Origin of the sequence: Enterococcus sp. H57, assembly GCF_003112495.1 — a bacterium.
In the GTDB taxonomy this organism is placed as follows: Bacteria; Bacillota; Bacilli; order Lactobacillales; family Enterococcaceae; genus Enterococcus_B; species Enterococcus_B faecium.
The window spans coordinates 1-19,390 of sequence record NZ_BEHC01000006.1; the positions used below are offsets into that span (position 1 = coordinate 1).

General features: G+C 39.0%; 33 protein-coding genes and 1 pseudogene. 1 reads left to right on the forward strand and 33 read right to left on the reverse strand.

The features are described 5' to 3' along the window. Positions 1 to 300: 300 nt before the first annotated feature. The gene (locus DIZ30_RS01660; RefSeq protein WP_002294304.1) at positions 301 to 708 is read right to left on the reverse strand and encodes an Lrp/AsnC family transcriptional regulator; all 408 of its coding nucleotides are present in this window, start codon (positions 706 to 708) and stop codon (positions 301 to 303) included. Positions 709 to 830: 122 nt separating this feature from the next. Here DIZ30_RS01660 and DIZ30_RS01665 point away from each other — a divergent pair, with 122 nt between their 5' ends. Then, on the forward strand, positions 831 to 1,637 hold the full coding sequence (locus tag DIZ30_RS01665; protein ID WP_002298562.1) for an MBL fold metallo-hydrolase: 807 nt from the start codon (positions 831 to 833) through the stop codon (positions 1,635 to 1,637). 157 nt (positions 1,638 to 1,794) lie between these two features. Here DIZ30_RS01665 and DIZ30_RS01670 read toward each other — a convergent pair. The 32 genes and pseudogenes from DIZ30_RS01670 to rplD form a co-directional block, all read right to left on the reverse strand. Further along, a pseudogene (locus DIZ30_RS01670) lies at positions 1,795 to 1,988 on the reverse strand (transposase); the annotation flags it as partial. 606 nt (positions 1,989 to 2,594) lie between these two features. Further along, entirely contained in the window at positions 2,595 to 3,341 is a 747-nt protein-coding gene (gene truA, locus DIZ30_RS01680; protein WP_002298563.1) for a tRNA pseudouridine(38-40) synthase TruA, read from the reverse strand. Positions 3,342 to 3,543: 202 nt separating this feature from the next. Next, entirely contained in the window at positions 3,544 to 4,341 is a 798-nt protein-coding gene (locus tag DIZ30_RS01685) for an energy-coupling factor transporter transmembrane protein EcfT (RefSeq protein WP_002288724.1), read from the reverse strand. Beyond that, a complete protein-coding gene (locus tag DIZ30_RS01690) occupies positions 4,331 to 5,200 on the reverse strand; it encodes an energy-coupling factor ABC transporter ATP-binding protein (protein WP_002298564.1) in 870 nt (289 codons plus the stop codon). The genes DIZ30_RS01685 and DIZ30_RS01690 overlap by 11 nt, the downstream gene beginning before the upstream one ends. Continuing rightward, complete coding sequence (locus tag DIZ30_RS01695) at positions 5,176 to 6,015, reverse strand: energy-coupling factor ABC transporter ATP-binding protein (RefSeq protein ID WP_002317038.1); 840 nt, start codon at positions 6,013 to 6,015, stop codon at positions 5,176 to 5,178. The genes DIZ30_RS01690 and DIZ30_RS01695 overlap by 25 nt, the downstream gene beginning before the upstream one ends. A 271-nt stretch (positions 6,016 to 6,286) precedes the next feature. Then, positions 6,287 to 6,667 (reverse strand): 50S ribosomal protein L17, encoded by a 381-nt coding sequence (gene rplQ, locus DIZ30_RS01700; protein ID WP_002288716.1) that lies wholly within the window; start codon positions 6,665 to 6,667, stop codon positions 6,287 to 6,289. Between the two features lie 27 nt (positions 6,668 to 6,694). After that, on the reverse strand, positions 6,695 to 7,633 hold the full coding sequence (locus DIZ30_RS01705; RefSeq protein ID WP_002288715.1) for a DNA-directed RNA polymerase subunit alpha: 939 nt from the start codon (positions 7,631 to 7,633) through the stop codon (positions 6,695 to 6,697). 79 nt (positions 7,634 to 7,712) lie between these two features. Then, entirely contained in the window at positions 7,713 to 8,102 is a 390-nt protein-coding gene (gene rpsK / locus DIZ30_RS01710) for a 30S ribosomal protein S11 (RefSeq protein WP_002288714.1), read from the reverse strand. A 27-nt stretch (positions 8,103 to 8,129) separates the two neighbouring features. Then, positions 8,130 to 8,495, reverse strand: a complete 366-nt coding sequence (gene rpsM / locus DIZ30_RS01715) for a 30S ribosomal protein S13 (protein WP_002288713.1) — start codon at positions 8,493 to 8,495, stop codon at positions 8,130 to 8,132. 17 nt (positions 8,496 to 8,512) lie between these two features. Then, on the reverse strand, positions 8,513 to 8,629 hold the full coding sequence (gene rpmJ, locus DIZ30_RS01720) for a 50S ribosomal protein L36 (protein WP_002288710.1): 117 nt from the start codon (positions 8,627 to 8,629) through the stop codon (positions 8,513 to 8,515). 32 nt (positions 8,630 to 8,661) lie between these two features. Then, the gene (gene infA, locus DIZ30_RS01725; RefSeq protein ID WP_002288695.1) at positions 8,662 to 8,880 is read right to left on the reverse strand and encodes a translation initiation factor IF-1; all 219 of its coding nucleotides are present in this window, start codon (positions 8,878 to 8,880) and stop codon (positions 8,662 to 8,664) included. Between the two features lie 190 nt (positions 8,881 to 9,070). Beyond that, positions 9,071 to 9,718 carry an adenylate kinase gene (locus tag DIZ30_RS01730; RefSeq protein ID WP_002288690.1) on the reverse strand — a complete coding sequence of 216 codons (648 nt, stop codon included), beginning with the start codon at positions 9,716 to 9,718 and terminating at the stop codon, positions 9,071 to 9,073. Positions 9,719 to 9,779: 61 nt separating this feature from the next. Beyond that, the gene (gene secY / locus DIZ30_RS01735; protein WP_002288688.1) at positions 9,780 to 11,075 is read right to left on the reverse strand and encodes a preprotein translocase subunit SecY; all 1,296 of its coding nucleotides are present in this window, start codon (positions 11,073 to 11,075) and stop codon (positions 9,780 to 9,782) included. Next, positions 11,075 to 11,515 carry a 50S ribosomal protein L15 gene (rplO, locus tag DIZ30_RS01740; RefSeq protein WP_002288687.1) on the reverse strand — a complete coding sequence of 147 codons (441 nt, stop codon included), beginning with the start codon at positions 11,513 to 11,515 and terminating at the stop codon, positions 11,075 to 11,077. The genes secY and rplO overlap by 1 nt, the downstream gene beginning before the upstream one ends. A gap of 43 nt (positions 11,516 to 11,558) precedes the next feature. Beyond that, the gene (rpmD, locus tag DIZ30_RS01745) at positions 11,559 to 11,738 is read right to left on the reverse strand and encodes a 50S ribosomal protein L30 (protein ID WP_002288686.1); all 180 of its coding nucleotides are present in this window, start codon (positions 11,736 to 11,738) and stop codon (positions 11,559 to 11,561) included. Positions 11,739 to 11,752: 14 nt separating this feature from the next. Continuing rightward, entirely contained in the window at positions 11,753 to 12,253 is a 501-nt protein-coding gene (gene rpsE / locus DIZ30_RS01750) for a 30S ribosomal protein S5 (protein ID WP_002288681.1), read from the reverse strand. Positions 12,254 to 12,273: 20 nt separating this feature from the next. Continuing rightward, positions 12,274 to 12,630, reverse strand: a complete 357-nt coding sequence (gene rplR / locus DIZ30_RS01755) for a 50S ribosomal protein L18 (protein ID WP_002288679.1) — start codon at positions 12,628 to 12,630, stop codon at positions 12,274 to 12,276. 160 nt (positions 12,631 to 12,790) lie between these two features. After that, positions 12,791 to 13,327 carry a 50S ribosomal protein L6 gene (gene rplF / locus DIZ30_RS01760; protein WP_002288677.1) on the reverse strand — a complete coding sequence of 179 codons (537 nt, stop codon included), beginning with the start codon at positions 13,325 to 13,327 and terminating at the stop codon, positions 12,791 to 12,793. Positions 13,328 to 13,358: 31 nt separating this feature from the next. Beyond that, positions 13,359 to 13,757: a 30S ribosomal protein S8 gene (gene rpsH, locus DIZ30_RS01765; protein WP_002288675.1), complete on the reverse strand. Its 399-nt coding sequence runs from the start codon at positions 13,755 to 13,757 to the stop codon at positions 13,359 to 13,361. A 35-nt stretch (positions 13,758 to 13,792) separates the two neighbouring features. Further along, positions 13,793 to 13,978 (reverse strand): type Z 30S ribosomal protein S14, encoded by a 186-nt coding sequence (locus DIZ30_RS01770; protein ID WP_002288673.1) that lies wholly within the window; start codon positions 13,976 to 13,978, stop codon positions 13,793 to 13,795. A gap of 18 nt (positions 13,979 to 13,996) precedes the next feature. Further along, entirely contained in the window at positions 13,997 to 14,536 is a 540-nt protein-coding gene (rplE, locus tag DIZ30_RS01775; RefSeq protein ID WP_002288671.1) for a 50S ribosomal protein L5, read from the reverse strand. 27 nt (positions 14,537 to 14,563) lie between these two features. Next, positions 14,564 to 14,872: a 50S ribosomal protein L24 gene (gene rplX, locus DIZ30_RS01780; RefSeq protein ID WP_002288670.1), complete on the reverse strand. Its 309-nt coding sequence runs from the start codon at positions 14,870 to 14,872 to the stop codon at positions 14,564 to 14,566. Positions 14,873 to 14,908: 36 nt separating this feature from the next. Then, entirely contained in the window at positions 14,909 to 15,277 is a 369-nt protein-coding gene (gene rplN / locus DIZ30_RS01785; protein ID WP_002288669.1) for a 50S ribosomal protein L14, read from the reverse strand. A gap of 57 nt (positions 15,278 to 15,334) precedes the next feature. After that, positions 15,335 to 15,601, reverse strand: coding sequence for a 30S ribosomal protein S17 (gene rpsQ, locus DIZ30_RS01790; protein WP_002288668.1), 267 nt, complete (start codon positions 15,599 to 15,601; stop codon positions 15,335 to 15,337). A gap of 24 nt (positions 15,602 to 15,625) precedes the next feature. Continuing rightward, positions 15,626 to 15,814 (reverse strand): 50S ribosomal protein L29, encoded by a 189-nt coding sequence (gene rpmC / locus DIZ30_RS01795; RefSeq protein ID WP_002288664.1) that lies wholly within the window; start codon positions 15,812 to 15,814, stop codon positions 15,626 to 15,628. Continuing rightward, complete coding sequence (gene rplP / locus DIZ30_RS01800) at positions 15,804 to 16,238, reverse strand: 50S ribosomal protein L16 (protein ID WP_002288661.1); 435 nt, start codon at positions 16,236 to 16,238, stop codon at positions 15,804 to 15,806. The genes rpmC and rplP overlap by 11 nt, the downstream gene beginning before the upstream one ends. A gap of 2 nt (positions 16,239 to 16,240) precedes the next feature. Further along, complete coding sequence (gene rpsC / locus DIZ30_RS01805; protein ID WP_002288659.1) at positions 16,241 to 16,897, reverse strand: 30S ribosomal protein S3; 657 nt, start codon at positions 16,895 to 16,897, stop codon at positions 16,241 to 16,243. Positions 16,898 to 16,910: 13 nt separating this feature from the next. Beyond that, the gene (gene rplV / locus DIZ30_RS01810) at positions 16,911 to 17,258 is read right to left on the reverse strand and encodes a 50S ribosomal protein L22 (protein ID WP_002288657.1); all 348 of its coding nucleotides are present in this window, start codon (positions 17,256 to 17,258) and stop codon (positions 16,911 to 16,913) included. 22 nt (positions 17,259 to 17,280) lie between these two features. Further along, positions 17,281 to 17,559 (reverse strand): 30S ribosomal protein S19, encoded by a 279-nt coding sequence (gene rpsS / locus DIZ30_RS01815; RefSeq protein WP_002288655.1) that lies wholly within the window; start codon positions 17,557 to 17,559, stop codon positions 17,281 to 17,283. 42 nt (positions 17,560 to 17,601) lie between these two features. Continuing rightward, a complete protein-coding gene (gene rplB, locus DIZ30_RS01820; RefSeq protein WP_002290451.1) occupies positions 17,602 to 18,435 on the reverse strand; it encodes a 50S ribosomal protein L2 in 834 nt (277 codons plus the stop codon). Positions 18,436 to 18,473: 38 nt separating this feature from the next. Beyond that, the gene (gene rplW / locus DIZ30_RS01825) at positions 18,474 to 18,764 is read right to left on the reverse strand and encodes a 50S ribosomal protein L23 (protein WP_002290449.1); all 291 of its coding nucleotides are present in this window, start codon (positions 18,762 to 18,764) and stop codon (positions 18,474 to 18,476) included. After that, the gene (gene rplD, locus DIZ30_RS01830) at positions 18,764 to 19,387 is read right to left on the reverse strand and encodes a 50S ribosomal protein L4 (protein ID WP_002290446.1); all 624 of its coding nucleotides are present in this window, start codon (positions 19,385 to 19,387) and stop codon (positions 18,764 to 18,766) included. The genes rplW and rplD overlap by 1 nt, the downstream gene beginning before the upstream one ends. Positions 19,388 to 19,390: the final 3 nt, after the last annotated feature.

Here is a 19,390-nt window from a genome sequence, read left to right on the forward strand (position 1 = left end):
CTGTGAATTGGTTGTCGTTAACTTTATTCTACAGAAGGGACTTCCTTTTTTGTATGGATTTTTTCATTTACACAAAATATTTTATACTCTCAAAAAAGTGACAGGATACTCATTTGGCCTTCATAGAATTTTCTAAATATGAATCATCAATGAATTTAATTAAAAAAATAAGTAGGGCAAAATATAAATGTTTTTGCCTTACTTGTTTCCATCAGTTTAGTTTTAAATTGATAAGTTATATAGTTATGGTTGAATGTGTGTCTCGCATATTAGTATTTTTACCATCTGCTAGTTTTATTATTAATCTATAACAATAGATAATTTATAATTCGCATATTCATTAAGCTGTTCCAAAAAGCTGTTCATTGATTTTTTTGAAGTAAATCTACATTCCAAAAGATAACAGCCCCCTCCACTAATCTTATAATTTCTAATCAAGAATTTTTCATGATTTTTAATAAATGATAAATAGGGTTTATGATTTAAATTTTGCGTAATTATAATTAAAAAAGCGTGAATCGAAAACCCTAGCTTTTCCATATTTAATTTTACTGTATAATTTTCAATAACTCCACTTTCCTCTAGTTTTGTCACTCTCGCCGAGACAGCGGGTCCAGTCAAATGTACTTTTTCTCCAAGTTCTTTCATTGTGATTCGACTATTTTTTGATAGTTCCTCAATGATATTTATATCTGTTTGGTCTAACATGGTAAACAACCTTTCATAAATTAAGTAAAAATAGTAAAAGACTTTTTTTGTTCGGTTTATTTATTGTATGGAATTGAATTATACTAAAAATATTTCATATCAACAAAAAGGAGACAACGTTTATGAATATACATCACATTCGTAATGCAACAGCTATCTTAGACTATGGAGGTAAAAAATTTTTAATTGATCCAATGTTAGCGGAAAAAGGAACACTTCCACCATTTATTTCGAAGGGTCCTTTTCCATCACCAAGAAAAGATCAAATGAATCCTCTAGTTGATTTGCCAATGCCAGTCGAAGATATTATCAACGGTATTGATGCTGTTATTGTAACACATTTACATCTAGATCATTGGGACGATATAGCGAAAGAGGTCCTACCTAAAGAAATAAAATTATTTGTGCAAGATGAAAATGATGCGAATGAAATTCGACTATATGGTTTTAAAAATGTGGAGGTACTACGAGAAGACACAGTTTTTGAATCTATACAATTGGTTAAAACAAAAGGCAAACATGGCAGAGGAGAAATCTTGAATTATGTAGGTAATGTTTGCGGTATTGTTTTCAAACATTCGACTGAGAAGACACTATACTTTACAGGAGATACAGTTTGGTATGAAGCTGTTAAACAAACTATTGATCAGTATAAGCCAGAAATCATAGTAGCAAATGCTGGAGATAATCATTTTTTAGTTGGAGAATCTCTTATTATGGGGAAAGACGATTTATATGAATTGCATAAAGCAATACCAGATTCCACAATTATTGCCGTTCATATGGAAGCTGTAAACCATTGGGGACTGTCAAGAGAAGAATTAAAGTCTTTCAATAAAGAAAAAGGAATTTCCGAAAAAGTTTTAGTGCCTGAAGATGGAGACAACATCTTTATTAAAAAAAATAAAAGATTATTAATAAAGGGATAGATGCTACTGTATCAATCCTAAAGAGTAAAATAAAGTACTTAGTTTAAGTACTTTAAGAATGTAGACAAAAGGATCAGTTTCCTCTTTACTAAGAGTGTAGACTGGTGCTTTTGCTATTTTTGTATAATAAAAGATATGAAGACATACGTTCCAACTGCCAAGTGGACAACTTTTTCAGATTCATTGCAGCAAAAACAATCAGCGTATACACCTGATTGTTTTCCAAGTCTCGATACTTGATGTAGCGCATTCCATGCTTTTCCTTTGCGACTGCAAAAACGCGTTCAATCGTTTTCTTTTTTTATATTTTTCGCGGTTGTATGCCGTATGGCGTAAATATTCTGCTTCATCTTAAGTAGTTATCACTTTTTTAGATAAATAGCAAAAATTTTCAGCGCTAAATGACAAATAATTAGAAAAATTTGTGCCATTTAAATATAAAAATGACAAACCTGTTCCGACTGTCCTCATTAAGGGCAATCAAAACAACGTTCCATCGTTTTTTGGTTACAGAAAAAATAGGTAACAAAAAGATGATTCACTTATCAACGCCTCGTCCACAAGTCACGATATTCATCAAAGATGAGAAGCTGTTTTTTGAAATTGTTCCTTGTGACTCAGAGTTAAATGACAGGCTCACGACCTCTTTCTTAAACGGTGTTCAGTCAGCTGACCTTCGGTATTAGCTCAAAACGCTGATTTCACAACCTCTTCCTTAAACGGTGTTCAAAAGCTTGCATCTGCGGCAATAAGCCCAGCCAAACGAAAAATATGAGGAGCTATTTTGGTTTGGCTGGGCTTATTGCTTGATGCAGGGCAGCTTTTTCACAACCTCTGATTCACGGTGTTCCAGAAGTAGCTCCTTCGAAAATAAGCCGAAATTTTGCAAAATTTTGAGAAGTAATTTTCGTAAATTCCTTCTTATTTCTTGAAGCTGACCACTTCTATCATAACCTCTTATTCATATTTCACTTCATACAAATAAAGTCCTTCAGGGTGTGCTGTAGGTCCTGCTGCATTACGATCTTTTTTCGCAATAATATCTGGGATACTATCTTCAGGCAATCGGCCATTGCCAATTTTCAAAAGCGTTCCTACTAAGATCCGTATCATCTTATACAAGAAGCCATTTCCCCTAAATGTAAACAACAATTCGTCTTTTGTTTCATTTACCTCCATCTTAGCCTCGTAGATCGTACGTACTTTATCCTCTATCGAGCTTCCTGATGCACAAAAAGAGGTGAAATCGTGAGTCCCTAATAAATCAGGAAGTGCCCGCTGAATTTTTTCCAAATCAAGAGGGTAAGGAAAATAACTTGCATAATGGCGTCGAAAAGGACTGCGTGGTTTCCCTATATCCACTCGAAATTGATACGTCTTTTCTTTGACCAAATATCTTGCGTGGAAGTCTTCTGAAACAATTTCTACTTGTCTTACAGCAATATCCTCTGGTGACTGGGTATCTAGCGCGAAACGCATTCGTTCTAACGGACGCTCCTCTGGATAATCAAAATGGATTACTTGCCCGATCGCATGTACTCCGGCATCTGTCCTTCCCGAACCAAAGACCGTGATTTCTTTTCCATTTGCCATTTTTTGTAATGTTTTTTCTACTTCTTCTTGAACAGTACGCCCATTTGGCTGTTTTTGGAATCCATTAAAATTTGTTCCGTCGTACGCAATGATTGCTTTGTAACGTACCATGTTTTTCTCTCCTTTGTTCCTAAAAGGTTATCTGGAATAATGATTTTTTTATAAAATTTTTTCGTTCTTTCTTTTCAGATAAAAGAAAGAGGCCTGTGACCTTAGTCTGCCACAGACCCTAATATTTCTTGTCATACACTGCTCGCATCCTTTCTTGCAAACAGATCAGCAAGAAAAGAATAGATAGCGGCCCACTGAACGTTTATCCTCTTAAAAAGATCAGTAGCACAGTTAATAATACAAAAGCAATGATAACCATCGTGTCTCTATTATGCCAATGCAATACACGATATTTCGTTCTTCCTTCCCCACCTTTGTAGCCTCTTGCTTCCATAGCAGTCGCAAGATCTTCCGCACGGTTGAAGCTGCTGACAAATAAAGGAATCAGCAAAGGAATGACTGCTTTCATTTTCTGAACTAGGTTTCCTTCACCAAAATCAACACCGCGAGCGCGCTGAGCGTTCATGATCTTTTCTGTTTCGTCCATCAATGTAGGCACAAAACGAAGAGCAATCGACAGCATCAATGAAATTTCGTGGACTGGGAACCGTACGGCTTTCAATGGACGAAGCAAGTACTCAATCGCATCCGATAATTCCAAAGGCGGTGTAGTAAGCGTGAGTAGAGTCGACATAAAAATGATCAACACGAATCGACAGAAAATAAAGAGGCCGTTCATCACACCAAATTCAGTGATATGGAAAACACCCCAACTCCAATAAGTTTCTCCGCCACTTGTAAACAAGACCTGCAATGCTACAGTGAAGAGGATTAGCCAGATCAATGGGCGAATGCCTCGGATAAAAAATTTCAAATCTACTTTTGACAAGAAGACAGAAAGTAATGTGAAAAATGCCAACAAAAGGTACGTTTCCCAATTATTTGCTAAAAAAATGATTCCGATAAAATAAAAACTGGCTAATAATTTAGCTCGGGGATCCAATCGATGGATCAAGGAATCTCCAGGCATATAACGACCAAATATCAATTTATTCATCATGGGCATTTCCTCCAGCATAATGGACGATAGCGTCTGCTAATTCTTCAGCTGTCAAAGGCAAGGTAGCAAAGTTCATCCCTTTAGCCATTAATTCTTCTGCAAACTCGGTGGCAGTAGGTACGCCTAGTTGTTTTTCTTTTAGCCATTCAATGTTTTGAAAGACCTCTTGTGGCTCCCCGCTATTAACGATTCGTCCCTTTTCCAGCACATAGACATAATCTGCAAAATTGGCTACATCATCCATTAAATGCGTAACTAATACAATAGTGATCTGCTGTTCCTTATGAAGACGCCAAAACATCTCCATCATTTCTTTTCTACCCTGAGGATCAAGTCCTGCCGTTGGTTCATCCAATACAAGTACTTCCGGCCTCATGGCAAGCACACCAGCGATTGCTACTCTACGCATTTGCCCTCCTGAAAGTTCAAATGGCGAACGTTCCAAATAGCTTTCATCCAGCCCAACTTGTTCTAATGTATCTTTTGCTAGGACTAGTGCTTCTTCTTCGCTGACACCAAAGTTTTTAGGACCGAAAGCAATGTCTTTTGCTACCGTTTCTTCGAATAGCTGTGCTTCTGGAAACTGAAAGACGATGCCAACTTTTTTTCGGATGGGCTTTAAATTCTTATTATCCGTATCCGGCTGAATATCTCGTTCTCCAATATGGACTGTACCGCTTGTTGGCTTAACAAGCGCATTCAAATGCTGAAGTAAGGTTGATTTCCCGCTTCCGGTATGCCCTACTAATGCAGTATAACTGTTTTCTTTGATCGTCATATTGATGTCAAATAAGGCTCTTTGTTCAAATGGTGTATTCGGCTGATAAGTGAAGTCTACTTGTTCAAAACGGATGTCCATAACCAATCCACCATCCTTTCTTCTGTCATATATTCACTTGGCACATCAACCTCACGTTCTTTCAGTGCGCTCTTCAGTTTTTCAGGAAATGGTAGATCCAGACCTAAGTCGATCAGTTCAGGACCAGCAGAAAAAATTTCTTTTGGTGTACCTTCGCGGACAAGTTCTCCTTGTCTCATCACTAGTATCCGATTGGCATTAGCTGCTTCATCAATATCATGAGTGATAGATATAACGGTCAATTGACTTTCTTCTTTGATCTTCTTGATCGTAGAGATCACTTCTTCACGACCTTCTGGATCTAGCATACTGGTTGCTTCATCTAAAATAATGATATCAGGTCGTAAGGCAACCACGCCGGCAATGGCAACACGTTGTTTTTGCCCTCCTGATAAACGAGCAGGCTCGCGTGAAGCAAACTCAGCCATTCTAACTTTCTCAAGTGCATCTTTCACACGCACTAGCATTTCTTCTCTGGGAATCCCTTGATTTTCAAGACCAAAAGCAACGTCATCTTCTACTGTCGAACCAACAAACTGATTGTCTGGATTTTGAAAAACCATTCCAACCATCTGTCGGATCGTCCAAATATTTTCTTCATCCAATATTTGATTTCCCACTTTCACGATCCCTGATTCTGGCAGAAGCAATCCATTGATCGTTTTGGCAAGTGTCGATTTTCCTGAACCATTGTGTCCAATAATAGCGATCCACTCACCTTTATCAATTGTAAAGGAGACATCTTTCAATGCGGGGCGAAGATCATCTGGCTGGTATTTATAATTTATCTTTTCTAATTCAATAATTGGCTCCATGATTACTCCTTCTTCATCCTAAAGTTCCTACTAACACTATCAAAAAAAGACAAAATTTTCAATTATTTCTCGCTTAAAATGTTTTTTTATGCCTTCAAACATATCTGTCATGACAGGTAATTGAAGGTATAAAAAAACACTTTATGATGAGTGCTTACTCCCCAAGCGATATTCGCTTGAGGAGCAGCGCTGAGCTAGACTCGGAAAAATATCTTCCAACATCATAACACTCTAAAAGAATCATCTATAAAGTGATGTTATTAGTGTGATTTTAGACAAGTTCTAAGACAACCATTGGTGCACCATCACCGCGTCTTGGTTCTGTCTTCAAAATGCGTGTGTATCCGCCTTGACGTTCTGCGTAACGAGGTGCAATATCGTTGAACAGTTTTTGTAAAGCTGATTCAATGACGATGTCCTCATTTTCTTCACGCACGCTGGCAACTTCATTACGTACGAAAGCCGCAGCTTGACGACGTGCATGCAAATCTCCGCGTTTACCTAAAGTGATCATTTTTTCTGCAGTTGAGCGAACTTCTTTCGCACGAGCTTCAGTAGTCACAATACGTTCGTTGATTAATAAATCAGTTGTTAAATCACGCAACATCGCTTTACGTTGGCTAGATGTGCGTCCTAGTTTACGATAACTCACGTTGGTTTCCCTCCTTCGTAAAAGGTTTTAATCTTCTTTACGTAAACCTAAACCTAAGTCGTGCAATTTTGCTTTAACTTCTTCTAATGATTTACGTCCTAAGTTACGGACTTTGATCATTTCAGGCTCAGATTTATTTGTAAGTTCTTGTACAGTATTGATTCCTGCACGTTTCAAACAATTGTAAGAGCGAACAGACAAGTCTAACTCTTCGATCGTCATTTCCAACATTTTTTCTTTTTGTGTTTCTTCTTTTTCGACCATGATTTCAGCATTTTTTGCTTCATCAGTTAAGTTCACAAAAATATCCAAATGTTCAGTCATGATTTTCGCAGACAAACTCATTGCTTCCAACGGTTCAATTGAACCATCTGTCCAAATCTCCATCGTCAATTTATCAAAATCTTCACGGTGTCCAACACGTGTGTTCTCAACTTGATAGTTCACACGACGAACAGGTGTGTAGATTGAATCGACTGGAAGAACGCCAATTGGCATATCTTCTTTTTTATTTTCATCTGCTTGAACATAACCACGTCCAGGTTTCACTGTTAAGCGAGCATGGAACGTAGCTCCTTCAGAGACACTACAAATGTACATATCTTTGTTAAGAATTTCTACATCACTATCAACGATAATATCGCCAGCAGTTACTGTAGCAGGTCCGGTAATATCGATTTCAAGGGTTTTTTCTTCTTGGCCATACATTTTCAGCGCTAAGCCTTTAATGTTCAAGATGATTTGAGTGACGTCTTCTCTAACACCTTTGATGGTAGAGAATTCATGCAGTACACCATCGATTTGAATATTAGTGATGGCAGCACCTGGCAAAGAAGATAATAAAATACGACGTAGGGAATTCCCTAAAGTAGTCCCATACCCTCTTTCAAGAGGTTCAACGATGAACTTGCCATAATCTTTTTCTTCATCAATTTTTGCGATTCTTGGTTTTTCGAACTCAATCATTCTTATCTTTACCCCTTTCAAAACGAAAAGTGTCTTGTTCAATGACGTTACTGATAAAACTCAAAATGAGCGGCACTCATTAAACACGACGGCGTTTTGGAGGGCGGGCACCATTATGAGGAACTGGAGTCACGTCACGAATTGCAGTCACTTCTAAACCTGTAGCTTGTAATGAACGAATTGCTGCTTCACGTCCAGAACCAGGTCCTTTAACTGTTACTTCAACAGTCTTTAATCCGTGTTCCATTGCTGCTTTTGTAGCAGTTTCTGCTGCCATTTGAGCGGCAAAAGGAGTTGATTTTTTGCTTCCTTTGAAACCTAATGAACCAGCTGATGACCACGCTAATGCATTTCCGTGAGTATCAGTGATCATGATGATAGTGTTATTGAATGTAGAATGGATATGTGCAATACCTGCTTCTATATTCTTCTTCACACGGCGTTTACGATTCACTTTTTTTGCTGCCATGAAGTTTTAACCTCCTTCACTTAAGAATTATTTTTTCTTGCCAGCGATAGCGCGAGCTGGGCCTTTACGAGTACGTGCATTGTTTTTCGTGTTTTGTCCACGAACAGGCAATCCACGGCGATGACGGATTCCACGGTAAGAACCGATTTCCATCAAACGTTTGATGTTCAAGTTCACTTCACGACGAAGATCCCCTTCAACTTTTAATTTATCTACTTCTGCACGGATAGCATCTGTTTGTTCATTCGTTAATTCACGAACGCGAACATCTTCAGATACACCAGCATCAGCTAAGATCTTTTTAGCAGTAGTGTTACCAATACCATAGATATAAGTAAGTGAAACTACTACACGTTTATCACGAGGAATATCTACTCCTGCAATACGAGCCATATTTATAGCACCTCCAATTATCCTTGACGTTGTTTATGTTTTGGATTTGCTGGGCAAATCACCATAACGCGTCCTTTACGACGAATTACTTTACAATGTTCGCACATTGGTTTTACTGATGGTCTTACTTTCATGATAATACCTCCTGTAGTTTTACGGAGTACAATTATTTAAAGCGATAAGTAATACGGCCACGGTTAAGATCGTATGGAGACAATTCAACCGTTACTTTGTCACCAGGTAAGATACGGATGTAATGCATACGAATTTTACCTGAAACAGTAGCAAGAACTTGGTGTCCGTTTTCTAGTTCAACTTTAAACATTGCATTCGGCAAAGTTTCGACGACTGTACCTTCGACTTCAATCATATCTTCTTTTGCCACGCACAGTACCTCCTTGTACTTGTTTCGCATTTTCACACGATAAAATGGCGGAAACTGCAGTTCCCACCTCAAAATTCTCAAAATGGATCATCTAGAGGATTCTCTAGAAGTCGGACTGACATATTCTATCATAATTTATTGAACTTGACAAGAGTAACTGCATAATGCAAGTCGGCTACGGGCAATCGTGCTATTTTTCAATGATTTTTTGTACATCTGCAAATACAGCATCGATTTCACGAGCACCATCAATAGTGTTTAGCAAACCTTGTTCTTTATAATAAGCCAAGATTGGTTCACTATTTTTGATGTTGATAGCCAGACGATTTTTAACCGTCTCAGGTTTATCATCTTCTCTTTGATAGAATTCATGCCCACCGCAACGATCACATGTGTCTTCAACTTTTGTAGGGTTGAAAATTTTATGGTAAGTTGCTCCACAATTGCTGCAGATAAATCGGCCGGCTAGACGTTCGACCAAGATTTCTTCACCAACATGGATATCGATGACAGCATCAATTTTTTTATTCAAATCTTTTAGCATTGCGTCCAGAGCTTTTGCTTGATCTAGCGTACGTGGAAAGCCATCTAATAAGAAGCCTTTCTCTGTATCTGGTTCAGCTAGTCGCTCTTTCACGATTCCATTTGTTACTTCATCAGGAACTAATGCACCTTTATCCATATAAGACTTTGCTTCCAGGCCAAGAGCTGTTTCGTTTTGCATCGCTGCGCGGAACATATCTCCTGTTGAGATGTGCGGAATACCATAAGCATCAATGATTTTTTCAGCTTGTGTTCCTTTACCTGCGCCTGGCAGCCCCATTAAAATGAGGTTCATTGTTTTCCCTCCTAATAAATGTGTGAGAACGTGTGTTGAGGGGAAACCTCAACACGCTTTCTTACTCAATGAATCCAACATATTTACGTTTCAGCATTAAGCCTTCTAACTGTTTCGCAGTTTCTAAAGCTACACCGATAACGATCAGTAAGCTTGTACCGCCTAATCCGATTGATTGTGGAAGATCCCAAACCATTTGAGCAATGATTGGAAGCAATGCCACTAAACCAAGGAAGACTGCACCAACTGTACTTAAACGCATCAGTAATCTTGAGACATACTCTTCAGTCCCCTTACCAGGGCGTACGCTTGGTATATAACTTCCTTGCTTTTGCAAGTTTTCCGCTAATTTCTCAGGGTTTACTTGAACAAAGGCGTAGAAGAAAGTGAAGGCAACGATCAGAATCGTATAAATCGTAGCACCAGGTGCTGTATTATAGTTAAAGATCTCCATCATCACTTTGTACCAGTTTTCAGAACCGAATCTACCGCTCAATGCTTGTAAAACAGCATTTGGCGTAGCAATAAACGAACTAGCAAAGATAACTGGAATAACTCCAGCTGCATTTACTTTCAACGGCAGATAGCTGCTTGTAGGCGCGCCAGCTACGCGTTTCGTATATTGGATTGGGATCTTGCGTTCAGCTTGTTGGAAAAATGTTACGAATGTCACGATCAACAAGACCGCTACTAGTAAAATGGCCACAAAAATAGCAGATTTCCATATGTCTGAAGGATCAATATTTATAAAGTAATCTTCATAAATTTCTCTGATACTTTCAGGCAATCTAGAAATGATACCTGCAAAAATGATCATTGATACGCCATTTCCGATACCTTTTTCTGTGATCTGTTCTCCTAGCCAAGTAACAAACATCGTACCGGCTGTTAGAATCAAACCGATCGTTACGTAAGTTGCTACGTTAGGATTATTCACGAAACCTAATTGAGCGTATTGATTGAATCCAGCAGTGATACCGACAGATTGGATAAATGCCAATACTAATGTCAGATATCGAGTCGCTTGATTCAGTTTTTTACGACCAACTTCCCCTTGTTTCGACCATTCAACAAATCGAGGCACGATGTCCATTTGAAGAAGCTGAATGACGATAGAAGCAGTAATGTATGGTGAAACCCCCATTGAGAAAATGGAAAAGTTTTGCATCGCACTACCACTTACCAAGTTCAACATGTTGAAAAATGGCAAAGAAGAAAGGTTTTGCAATGAAGCAGCATTTACGCCTGGTACAGTAATATGTGCACCTAGGCGAAATACAAACAACACAAATACAGTAAATAGGATTTTCGATCTAATGTCTTTTACTTTAAAAGCATCTTTTAATAGTCTAAACATTAGATCACCTCGATTGATCCACCAGCCGCTTCAATTGCTTCTTGAGCTGCTTTAGAGAATTTTGCTGCTTTCACAGTTAATTTCTTGTTTAGTTCCCCATTAGCTAATACTTTGATTCCAGCTTTTTCGTTTTTCACGATTCCAGCTTCAACTAAAGCAACAGGAGTTACTTCAGCTCCGTCTTCAAAGCGGTTCAATACATCAAGATTAATGACTGCATAGTCTTTACGGTTCACGTTTGTGAATCCTCGTTTTGGTAAACGACGGAACAATGGTGTTTGTCCCCCTTCAAATCCTAAACGCACACCGCCGCCTGAACGAGCTTTTTGTCCTTTTTGTCCGCGTCCGGCAGTTTTTCCGTTACCAGATGAAGTACCACGACCAACACGGTTACGTACTTGGCGTGAACCTTCAGCAGGTTTTAATTCATGAAGTTTCATAGGTTTGGCACCTCCTTAATGTTCTAGTTATGATTTTTCTAAATTAAATTTCTTCAACGTCCACTAGGTGAGAAACAGTATTGATCATGCCTTTAATTGCTTCATTAGAAGGCTTAACCACTGAACTGTTAATCTTTGTAAGACCTAACGCTTTAACTGTATCGCGTTGGTTTTGAGGACGTCCGATAATACTGCGTTTTAAAGTAACTTTTAATTCAGCCATTATTGTTGTCCTCCTTATCCGATTAATTCTTCAACTGATTTGCCGCGAAGTTCTGCAACTTCTTCTGCACGTTTCAATTGTTTCAAACCTTCAACTGTTGCGCGAACAACGTTGATTGGTGTATTTGAGCCTAAAGATTTAGAAGTGATATCTGCTACCCCAGCTAATTCTAATACGGCACGAACTGGTCCACCAGCAGCAACCCCAGAACCTTCTACAGCAGGTTTCATTAGGATTCTACCACCACTAAAAGCACCGATTACTTCGTGTGGGATTGTTGAACCAACCATAGGTACTTCAACTAAGTTTTTCTTCGCATCTTCAATTGCTTTACGGATTGCTTCAGGAACTTCTTGAGCTTTACCTGTACCAAATCCTACGTGTCCGTTTTTGTCACCGACAACAACTAAAGCAGCAAAACGTAGACGACGTCCACCTTTAACAACTTTTGTTACACGGTTAATTGCAACAACGCGGTCTTCTAATTCCAAATGTTTTGGATCGATATAAACCATGAATGGTATTCCTCCTTCTTCTAAAATTCTAGTCCATTTTCGCGAGCAGCTTCAGCTAAAGCTTGCACACGGCCATGGTAAAGGTATCCACCACGGTCAAAGACTACTACTTTAATGCCTTTTTCAGCTGCACGTTCAGCAACTAGTTTACCGACAGCTTGTGCTGCTTCTGTTTTTGTTCCACCTGAAATTTCTTTATCCAAGGTAGAGGCACTTGCTAGCGTTACACCCGCTACGTCATCAATAATTTGAGCGTAGATGTTTTTGTTAGAACGAAAAACGTTCAAGCGTGGGCGCTCAGCAGTACCAGAGATATTGTTACGTACACGACGATGTCTCTTTTGACGTGTTTTGTTCTTATCTGGTTTTGTAATCACAATTGTCACCTCTTTATTTTTATTGTACTACTATTTCAAGCAGTAAATACGTTTCGAAAAATAGAAGCTGCGGCACAAGTAAAAATGTATTTTTTTGAAGGTAAACTTCAGCCAAATGCCTTTTTCCTGCTGCTGGCTTCTATGCAATTTTTCTAAACGATTATTTACCAGTTTTACCTTCTTTACGGCGTACATATTCGCCAACATAACGAATACCTTTACCTTTATAAGGTTCTGGAGGACGAGTTCCACGAATGTTTGCAGCTAATTCGCCAACTTCTTCTTTGTTCGCACCTTTAACAATTACTTGTGTGTTAGCTGGTACTTCAACAGTTACTCCAGCTGGTGGTGTGATTTCTACTGGATGTGAGTAACCAACGTTCAATACAAGTTTTGATCCTTGTAATTGTGCACGGTACCCAACCCCGATTAGTTCTAACGCTTTTTGGAAACCTTCGCTGACACCTACAACCATGTTGTTGAAGTTCGCACGAGTTGTTCCATGAATTGTTTTCATTTCTTTACTGTCGTTTGGACGAGTGAAAGTTACTTCGTTTCCTTCGATATTCATTTTGATATCTGCTGAAAAAGTACGAGTCAATTCACCTTTTGGTCCTTTAACTGTAACGTTGTTTCCGTCTTGAGTAACTGTTACTCCTTCAGGGATAACAACGACTTTATTTCCGATACGGCTCACTTAAAGACACCTCCTTGTAGATTCTACTTGATTACCATACGTAAGCGATAACTTCGCCGCCGATATTTTTTTCACGAGCTTCTTTATCAGTGACAACACCTTCAGAAGTCGAAATGATTGCGATACCTAAACCGTTCAATACTTTTGGTACTTCGTCAGCTTTGACATAAGCACGCAAACCTGGTTTAGAGATACGTTTTAAGTTTGTGATAACACGTTCGCCGTTTTTACCAAATTTTAGGAAAACACGGATCACGCCTTGTTTGTCATCTTCGATGTATTCAACATCACGAACGAAACCTTCACGTTTCAAGATTTCAGCGATGTCACGTTTAATTTTTGATGCAGGTACTTCTAAAGACTCATGTTTAACCATGTTTGCGTTACGGATACGAGTTAGAAAATCTGCAATTGGATCTGTCATGACCATTGATCTTTTACCTCCTTCTTATGCGAATTTACTTTTTACCAGCTAGCTTTCTTCACGCCGGGAATTTGACCTTTATAGGCAAGTTCGCGGAAGCAAATACGGCAAAGATGGAACTTACGATAAACTGAATGTGGACGTCCGCAACGTTCGCAACGAGTATAAGCTTGTGTTGAAAATTTTGCAGGACGTTTGTTTTTAGCAATCATTGATTTTTTAGCCACGTAGTTCGCCTCCTTTAATTATTTTTGGAATGGCATGCCTAATTGTGTCAACAACTCACGAGATTCTTCATCAGAGTTTGCTGTTGTTACAATAACGATGTCCATACCACGTACTTTATCTACTAAATCATAATCTACTTCTGGGAAGATCAATTGTTCTTTAATACCTAAAGTATAGTTTCCACGACCGTCAAAGGCTTTTTTACTTACACCATGGAAGTCACGTACACGTGGTAGTGAAACAGAAACCAATTTGTCTAAGAATTCGTACATTCTTTCTCCGCGCAATGTAACTTTTGCACCAATTGGCATTCCTTCACGTAAACGGAATCCAGCGATTGATTTTTTAGCTTTTGTAATCATTGGTTTTTGACCAGTGATCAAAGTTAATTCTTCAACTGCTTTATCTAAGTTTTTAGCGTTTGATACCGCATCACCAACACCCATGTTGATGACGATTTTTTCAACTTTAGGTGTTTGCATAACAGAGCTATAGTTAAATTTTTCCATCAATGATGGAGTTACTTCTTTAAGATATTTTTCTTTTAGGCGGTTCATTCAGTAAGACCCTCCTTCCTTAAACTTTTATTTATCTAAAACTTCACCGGTTTTTTTAGAAACACGGACTTTTTTGCCGTCTACTTCTTTGTAGCCAACTCGGCCAGCTACACCAGTAGAGTCAACCACCATCACGTTAGAAACATGAATTGGCGCTTCCATCTCAACAATTCCACCTTGAGGAGCAGCTTGAGAAGGTTTTTGGTGTTTTTTAACGACATTTACACCTTCGACAATAACTTTATCTTTTTTCGGGAACGCTGCTAGTACAACGCCTTCTTTGTTTTTGTCTTTTCCAGTGATAACTTTAACTTTATCGCCTTTTTTAACAAACATAACTGTTTCGCACCTCCTTTGATAAGTGTCTCAAGATTATAAAACTTCTGGTGCTAGTGAAACGATCTTCATGAAGTTGTTTTCACGTAGTTCACGTGCAACTGGCCCAAAGATACGTGTTCCACGAGGGCTTTTATCATCACGAATAATCACTGCAGCATTTTCATCAAATTTAATATATGAACCGTCTGTACGACGAGCTCCTGATTTTGTTCGAACGATAACGGCTTTAACGACGTCACCTTTTTTGACAACCCCACCTGGCGTTGCTTGTTTAACCGTAGCAACGATCACATCACCGATGTTAGCAGTTTTACGACCAGATCCACCAAGGACTTTGATCGTCAAAATTTCACGTGCGCCTGAGTTATCAGCGACTTTTAAACGACTTTCTGCTTGGATCACGTTGTGTATCCTCCTTTCAGATTTTGCATTCAATCTATATAGGAAAATCTCGTGTTATTAGATAATAACTGCTTCTTCGACTACTTCCAACAAACGGAAACGTTTTGTAGCTGATAATGGACGAGTTTCCATAATTCTCACGATGTCGCCAACTTTTGCTGTGTTGTTTTCATCATGCACTTTGTATTTCTTAGAATAGTTCATGCGTTTGCCATAGATAGGGTGGTTTTTCTTTGTTTCGACAGCAACGGTAATTGTTTTATCCATTTTGTCTGAAACCACGCGACCTTGATAAACTTTGCGTTGATTTCTTCCTTCAGTCATACGCTTAATGGCCTCCTTCCATAATTACTTAGCTTGTTCACGCAACACAGTTTTGATGCGTGCAATCGATTTACGTACTTCTTTAATACGTGCAGTGTTTTCTAATTGACCTGTTGCTAATTGGAATCTAAGATTAAACAATTCTTCTTTTAATTGTTTTTCTTGATCAAGCATTTCGGCAGTGGTTAATTCTCTGATTTCTTTAACCTTCATTCGATTCACCACCCATTTCCTCACGTTTTACGATCTTAGTTTTCATTGGTAATTTGTGAGAAGCTAGACGTAACGCTTCACGAGCTACTTCTTCAGGAACGCCTGCGATTTCAAACATGATTTTACCACGTTTTACTGGTGCAACCCATCCTTCAGGTGCCCCTTTACCAGAACCCATACGTACCCCAATTGCTTTGGCAGTATAAGATTTGTGAGGGAAAATTTTAATCCATACTTTCCCACCACGTTTCATGTAACGAGTCATTGCGATACGAGCAGCTTCGATTTGGCGGTTTGTGATCCAATGTGAATCAACAGCTTGCAAACCGTATTCACCGAATGCTACTTCTTTTCCGCCTTTAGCTTCCCCGCGCATTTTTCCGCGGAATTCACGACGGTGTTTTACACGTTTAGGTACTAACATGATTATTTCCCTCCTTTCTCAGTGTTTTTTTTAGTTGGAAGAATTTCTCCACGATAGATCCACACTTTAACTCCTAGTTTTCCGTATGTTGTATCTGCTTCTTCCCATGCGTAATCAATGTCCGCACGTAAAGTATGAAGAGGAACAGTTCCTTCTGAGTATCCTTCTGAACGAGCGATATCTGCTCCGTTTAGACGACCAGATACTTGAGTTTTGATCCCTTGAGCGCCAGCACGCATTGAGCGTTGGATGGCTTGTTTTTGAGCGCGACGGAAAGCAACACGGTTTTCTAATTGACGTGCGATTCCTTCACCTACTAATTTTGCATCTAGATCTGGTTTTTTGATTTCCACGATATTGATATGGATTCTTTTACCAGTTAATTTGTTTAATTCTTTTCTTAGGCTTTCGACTTCAGAACCGCCTTTACCAATAACCATACCTGGTTTAGCTGTGTGAATTGAAATGTTTACGCGACCTGTTGCGCGTTCGATTTCAACTGTTGATACAGCAGCATCAGCAAGTTTAGTTGAAATAAATTTACGGATTCTTAAATCTTCGTGTAAGAACTCAGCATACTCTTTTTCAGCATACCATTTAGCATCCCAGTCGCGGATGATGCCTACACGCATTCCAATTGGATGTACTTTTTGACCCACTGATTATCCCTCCTTATTTTTCTGATACGACTACCGTGATATGACTTGTACGTTTGTTGATTGGAGAAGCTGATCCTTTTGCACGAGGACGGAAACGTTTCATTGTAGGTCCTTCGTTAACAAAAGCTTCGCTTACTACCAAGTTTTCAACATCTAAGTCAAAGTTATTTTCTGCATTCGCAACTGCTGACATCAATACTTTTTCAATGATTCCAGCAGATTTGTTTGGTGTGAATTTCAAGATTGAAATTGCATCTGCGACACTTTTACCTCTGATAAGGTCAATTACTAAACGGGCTTTTCGAGGTGAAGTGCGAACTGTTTTTGCAGTTGCTTTAGCTGATGTGATTTGTTCTGCCATTTGGATTTATCCTCCCCTCAAATTAGCGTTTCGTTTTCTTATCGTCAGCAGCATGTCCACGATAAGTTCTTGTAGGTGCAAATTCACCTAATTTGTGTCCTACCATGTCTTCTTGGATGTAAACTGGTACATGTTTACGTCCATCATAAACTGCGATGGTATATCCAACAAAACTTGGGAAAACTGTTGAACGGCGTGACCAAGTTTTGATAACTTTTTTCTTTTCAACCCCTGCTTGAGCTTCAACTTTTTTCATTAAATGCTCATCGACAAAAGGTCCTTTCTTTAAACTACGACCCATGGTGAACCTCCTCTCAAAATGTGCGACACATGGTCAAAGTAATTATTTATTTTTGCGACGACGAACAATAAGTTTGTCTGATTTAGCTTTTTTGTTACGAGTTTTGTAACCAAGAGCTGGTTGACCCCAAGGAGAAACTGGTGCTTTACGTCCGATAGGAGCTTTACCTTCACCACCACCGTGTGGGTGATCATTAGGGTTCATTACGCTACCACGTACAGTTGGGCGTTTACGCATCCAACGAGAGCGTCCAGCTTTACCGATGTTGATTAATTCGTGTTGTTCGTTACCTACAGAACCGATTGTAGCACGGCATGCAGCTAAGATCATACGAACTTCACCAGAGTTCAAGCGGATCAATACGTATTTGCCTTCTTTACCAAGTACTTGAGCACTTGTACCAGCAGAACGGATCAATTGTCCACCTTTACCAGGTTTCATTTCAATGTTGTGGATAACAGTACCAACTGGAATGTTTTCTAATGGAAGAGCATTTCCGACTTTGATATCTGCTTCTGGACCTGAAACAAGTTTCATACCCACTTCTAGTCCTTTAGGTGCTAAGATGTAAGCTTTCACTCCATCTTCATAGTGTACTAACGCGATGTTAGCTGAACGGTTTGGATCATATTCGATCGTTTGAACAGTTGCAACAACGTTATCTTTGTTACGTTTGAAGTCGATCACGCGATATTGGCGTTTGTGTCCGCCACCTTGATGACGTACAGTGATGCGGCCGTTGTTGTTACGTCCAGCATGGTTTTTCAATGGTTGTAACAATGATTTTTCAGGTGTTGATGTTGTGATTTCAGCAAAATCAGAACCTGTCATGTTACGACGACCATTTGAGGTAGGTTTGTACTTTTTAATCGCCACGTTTTTCCCTCCTAATTTAATGAGTTATCTATTAGTGCTTATTCAGCAGCTTCGAATAATTGGATTTCTTTTGAATCTTCAGTCAATGTAACGATCGCTTTGCGACGTTTTTTTGTATATCCTGCATATTTGCCCATACGTTTGAATTTCGCACGTACGTTCACGATGTTAACGTTTTTGACTTTAACGTCAAAAGCAGCTTCTACCGCTTGTTTTACTAAAGTTTTGTTTGCGCGAGTGTCCACTTCAAAAGTGTATTTCTTGTCATCCATGGCAAGCATTGATTTTTCAGTGATCACTGGGCGTTTGATTACGTCTAGTAAGTTCATTATGCAAGCACCTCCTCAATTTGAGTAAGAGCAGTTTGTGTTGCTAACACTTTTGTATTTGATACAACGTCTAGCACACTCACATTATCAGAAGTTACTACAGAAACGTTTGGTAAGTTACGTGCTGATAAAGCAGCAAAGTCGTTACCTTTTTCTAGAACAACCAATACTTTAGAGTCGATAGATAAGTTAGCAAGAACTTGTTTGAATTCTTTTGTTTTTGGTGCGTCGAAGTTCAAGCCTTCGATTGCTACCAAGTTGTTTTCAGCAACTTTTTCTGACAATACAGATTTCATTGCTAAACGACGAACTTTTTTAGGAAGTTTGTAGCTGTAAGAACGTGGTGTTGGTCCAAAGACTACGCCACCTCCACGCCATTGTGGTGAGCGGATAGATCCTTGACGTGCACGACCTGTTCCTTTTTGACGCCATGGTTTACGTCCGCCGCCGCGAACAGCGCTACGGTTTTTAACCGCGTGTGTTCCTTGTCTTAATGACGCACGTTGCATTACGATTGCATCGTAAACAACACTTTCATTAGGTTCAATTCCGAAGATTTCTTCGTTAAGTGTGATTTCACCGTTTTGGCTTCCATCTTGTTTGAATAATGCTACATTCGGCATTCC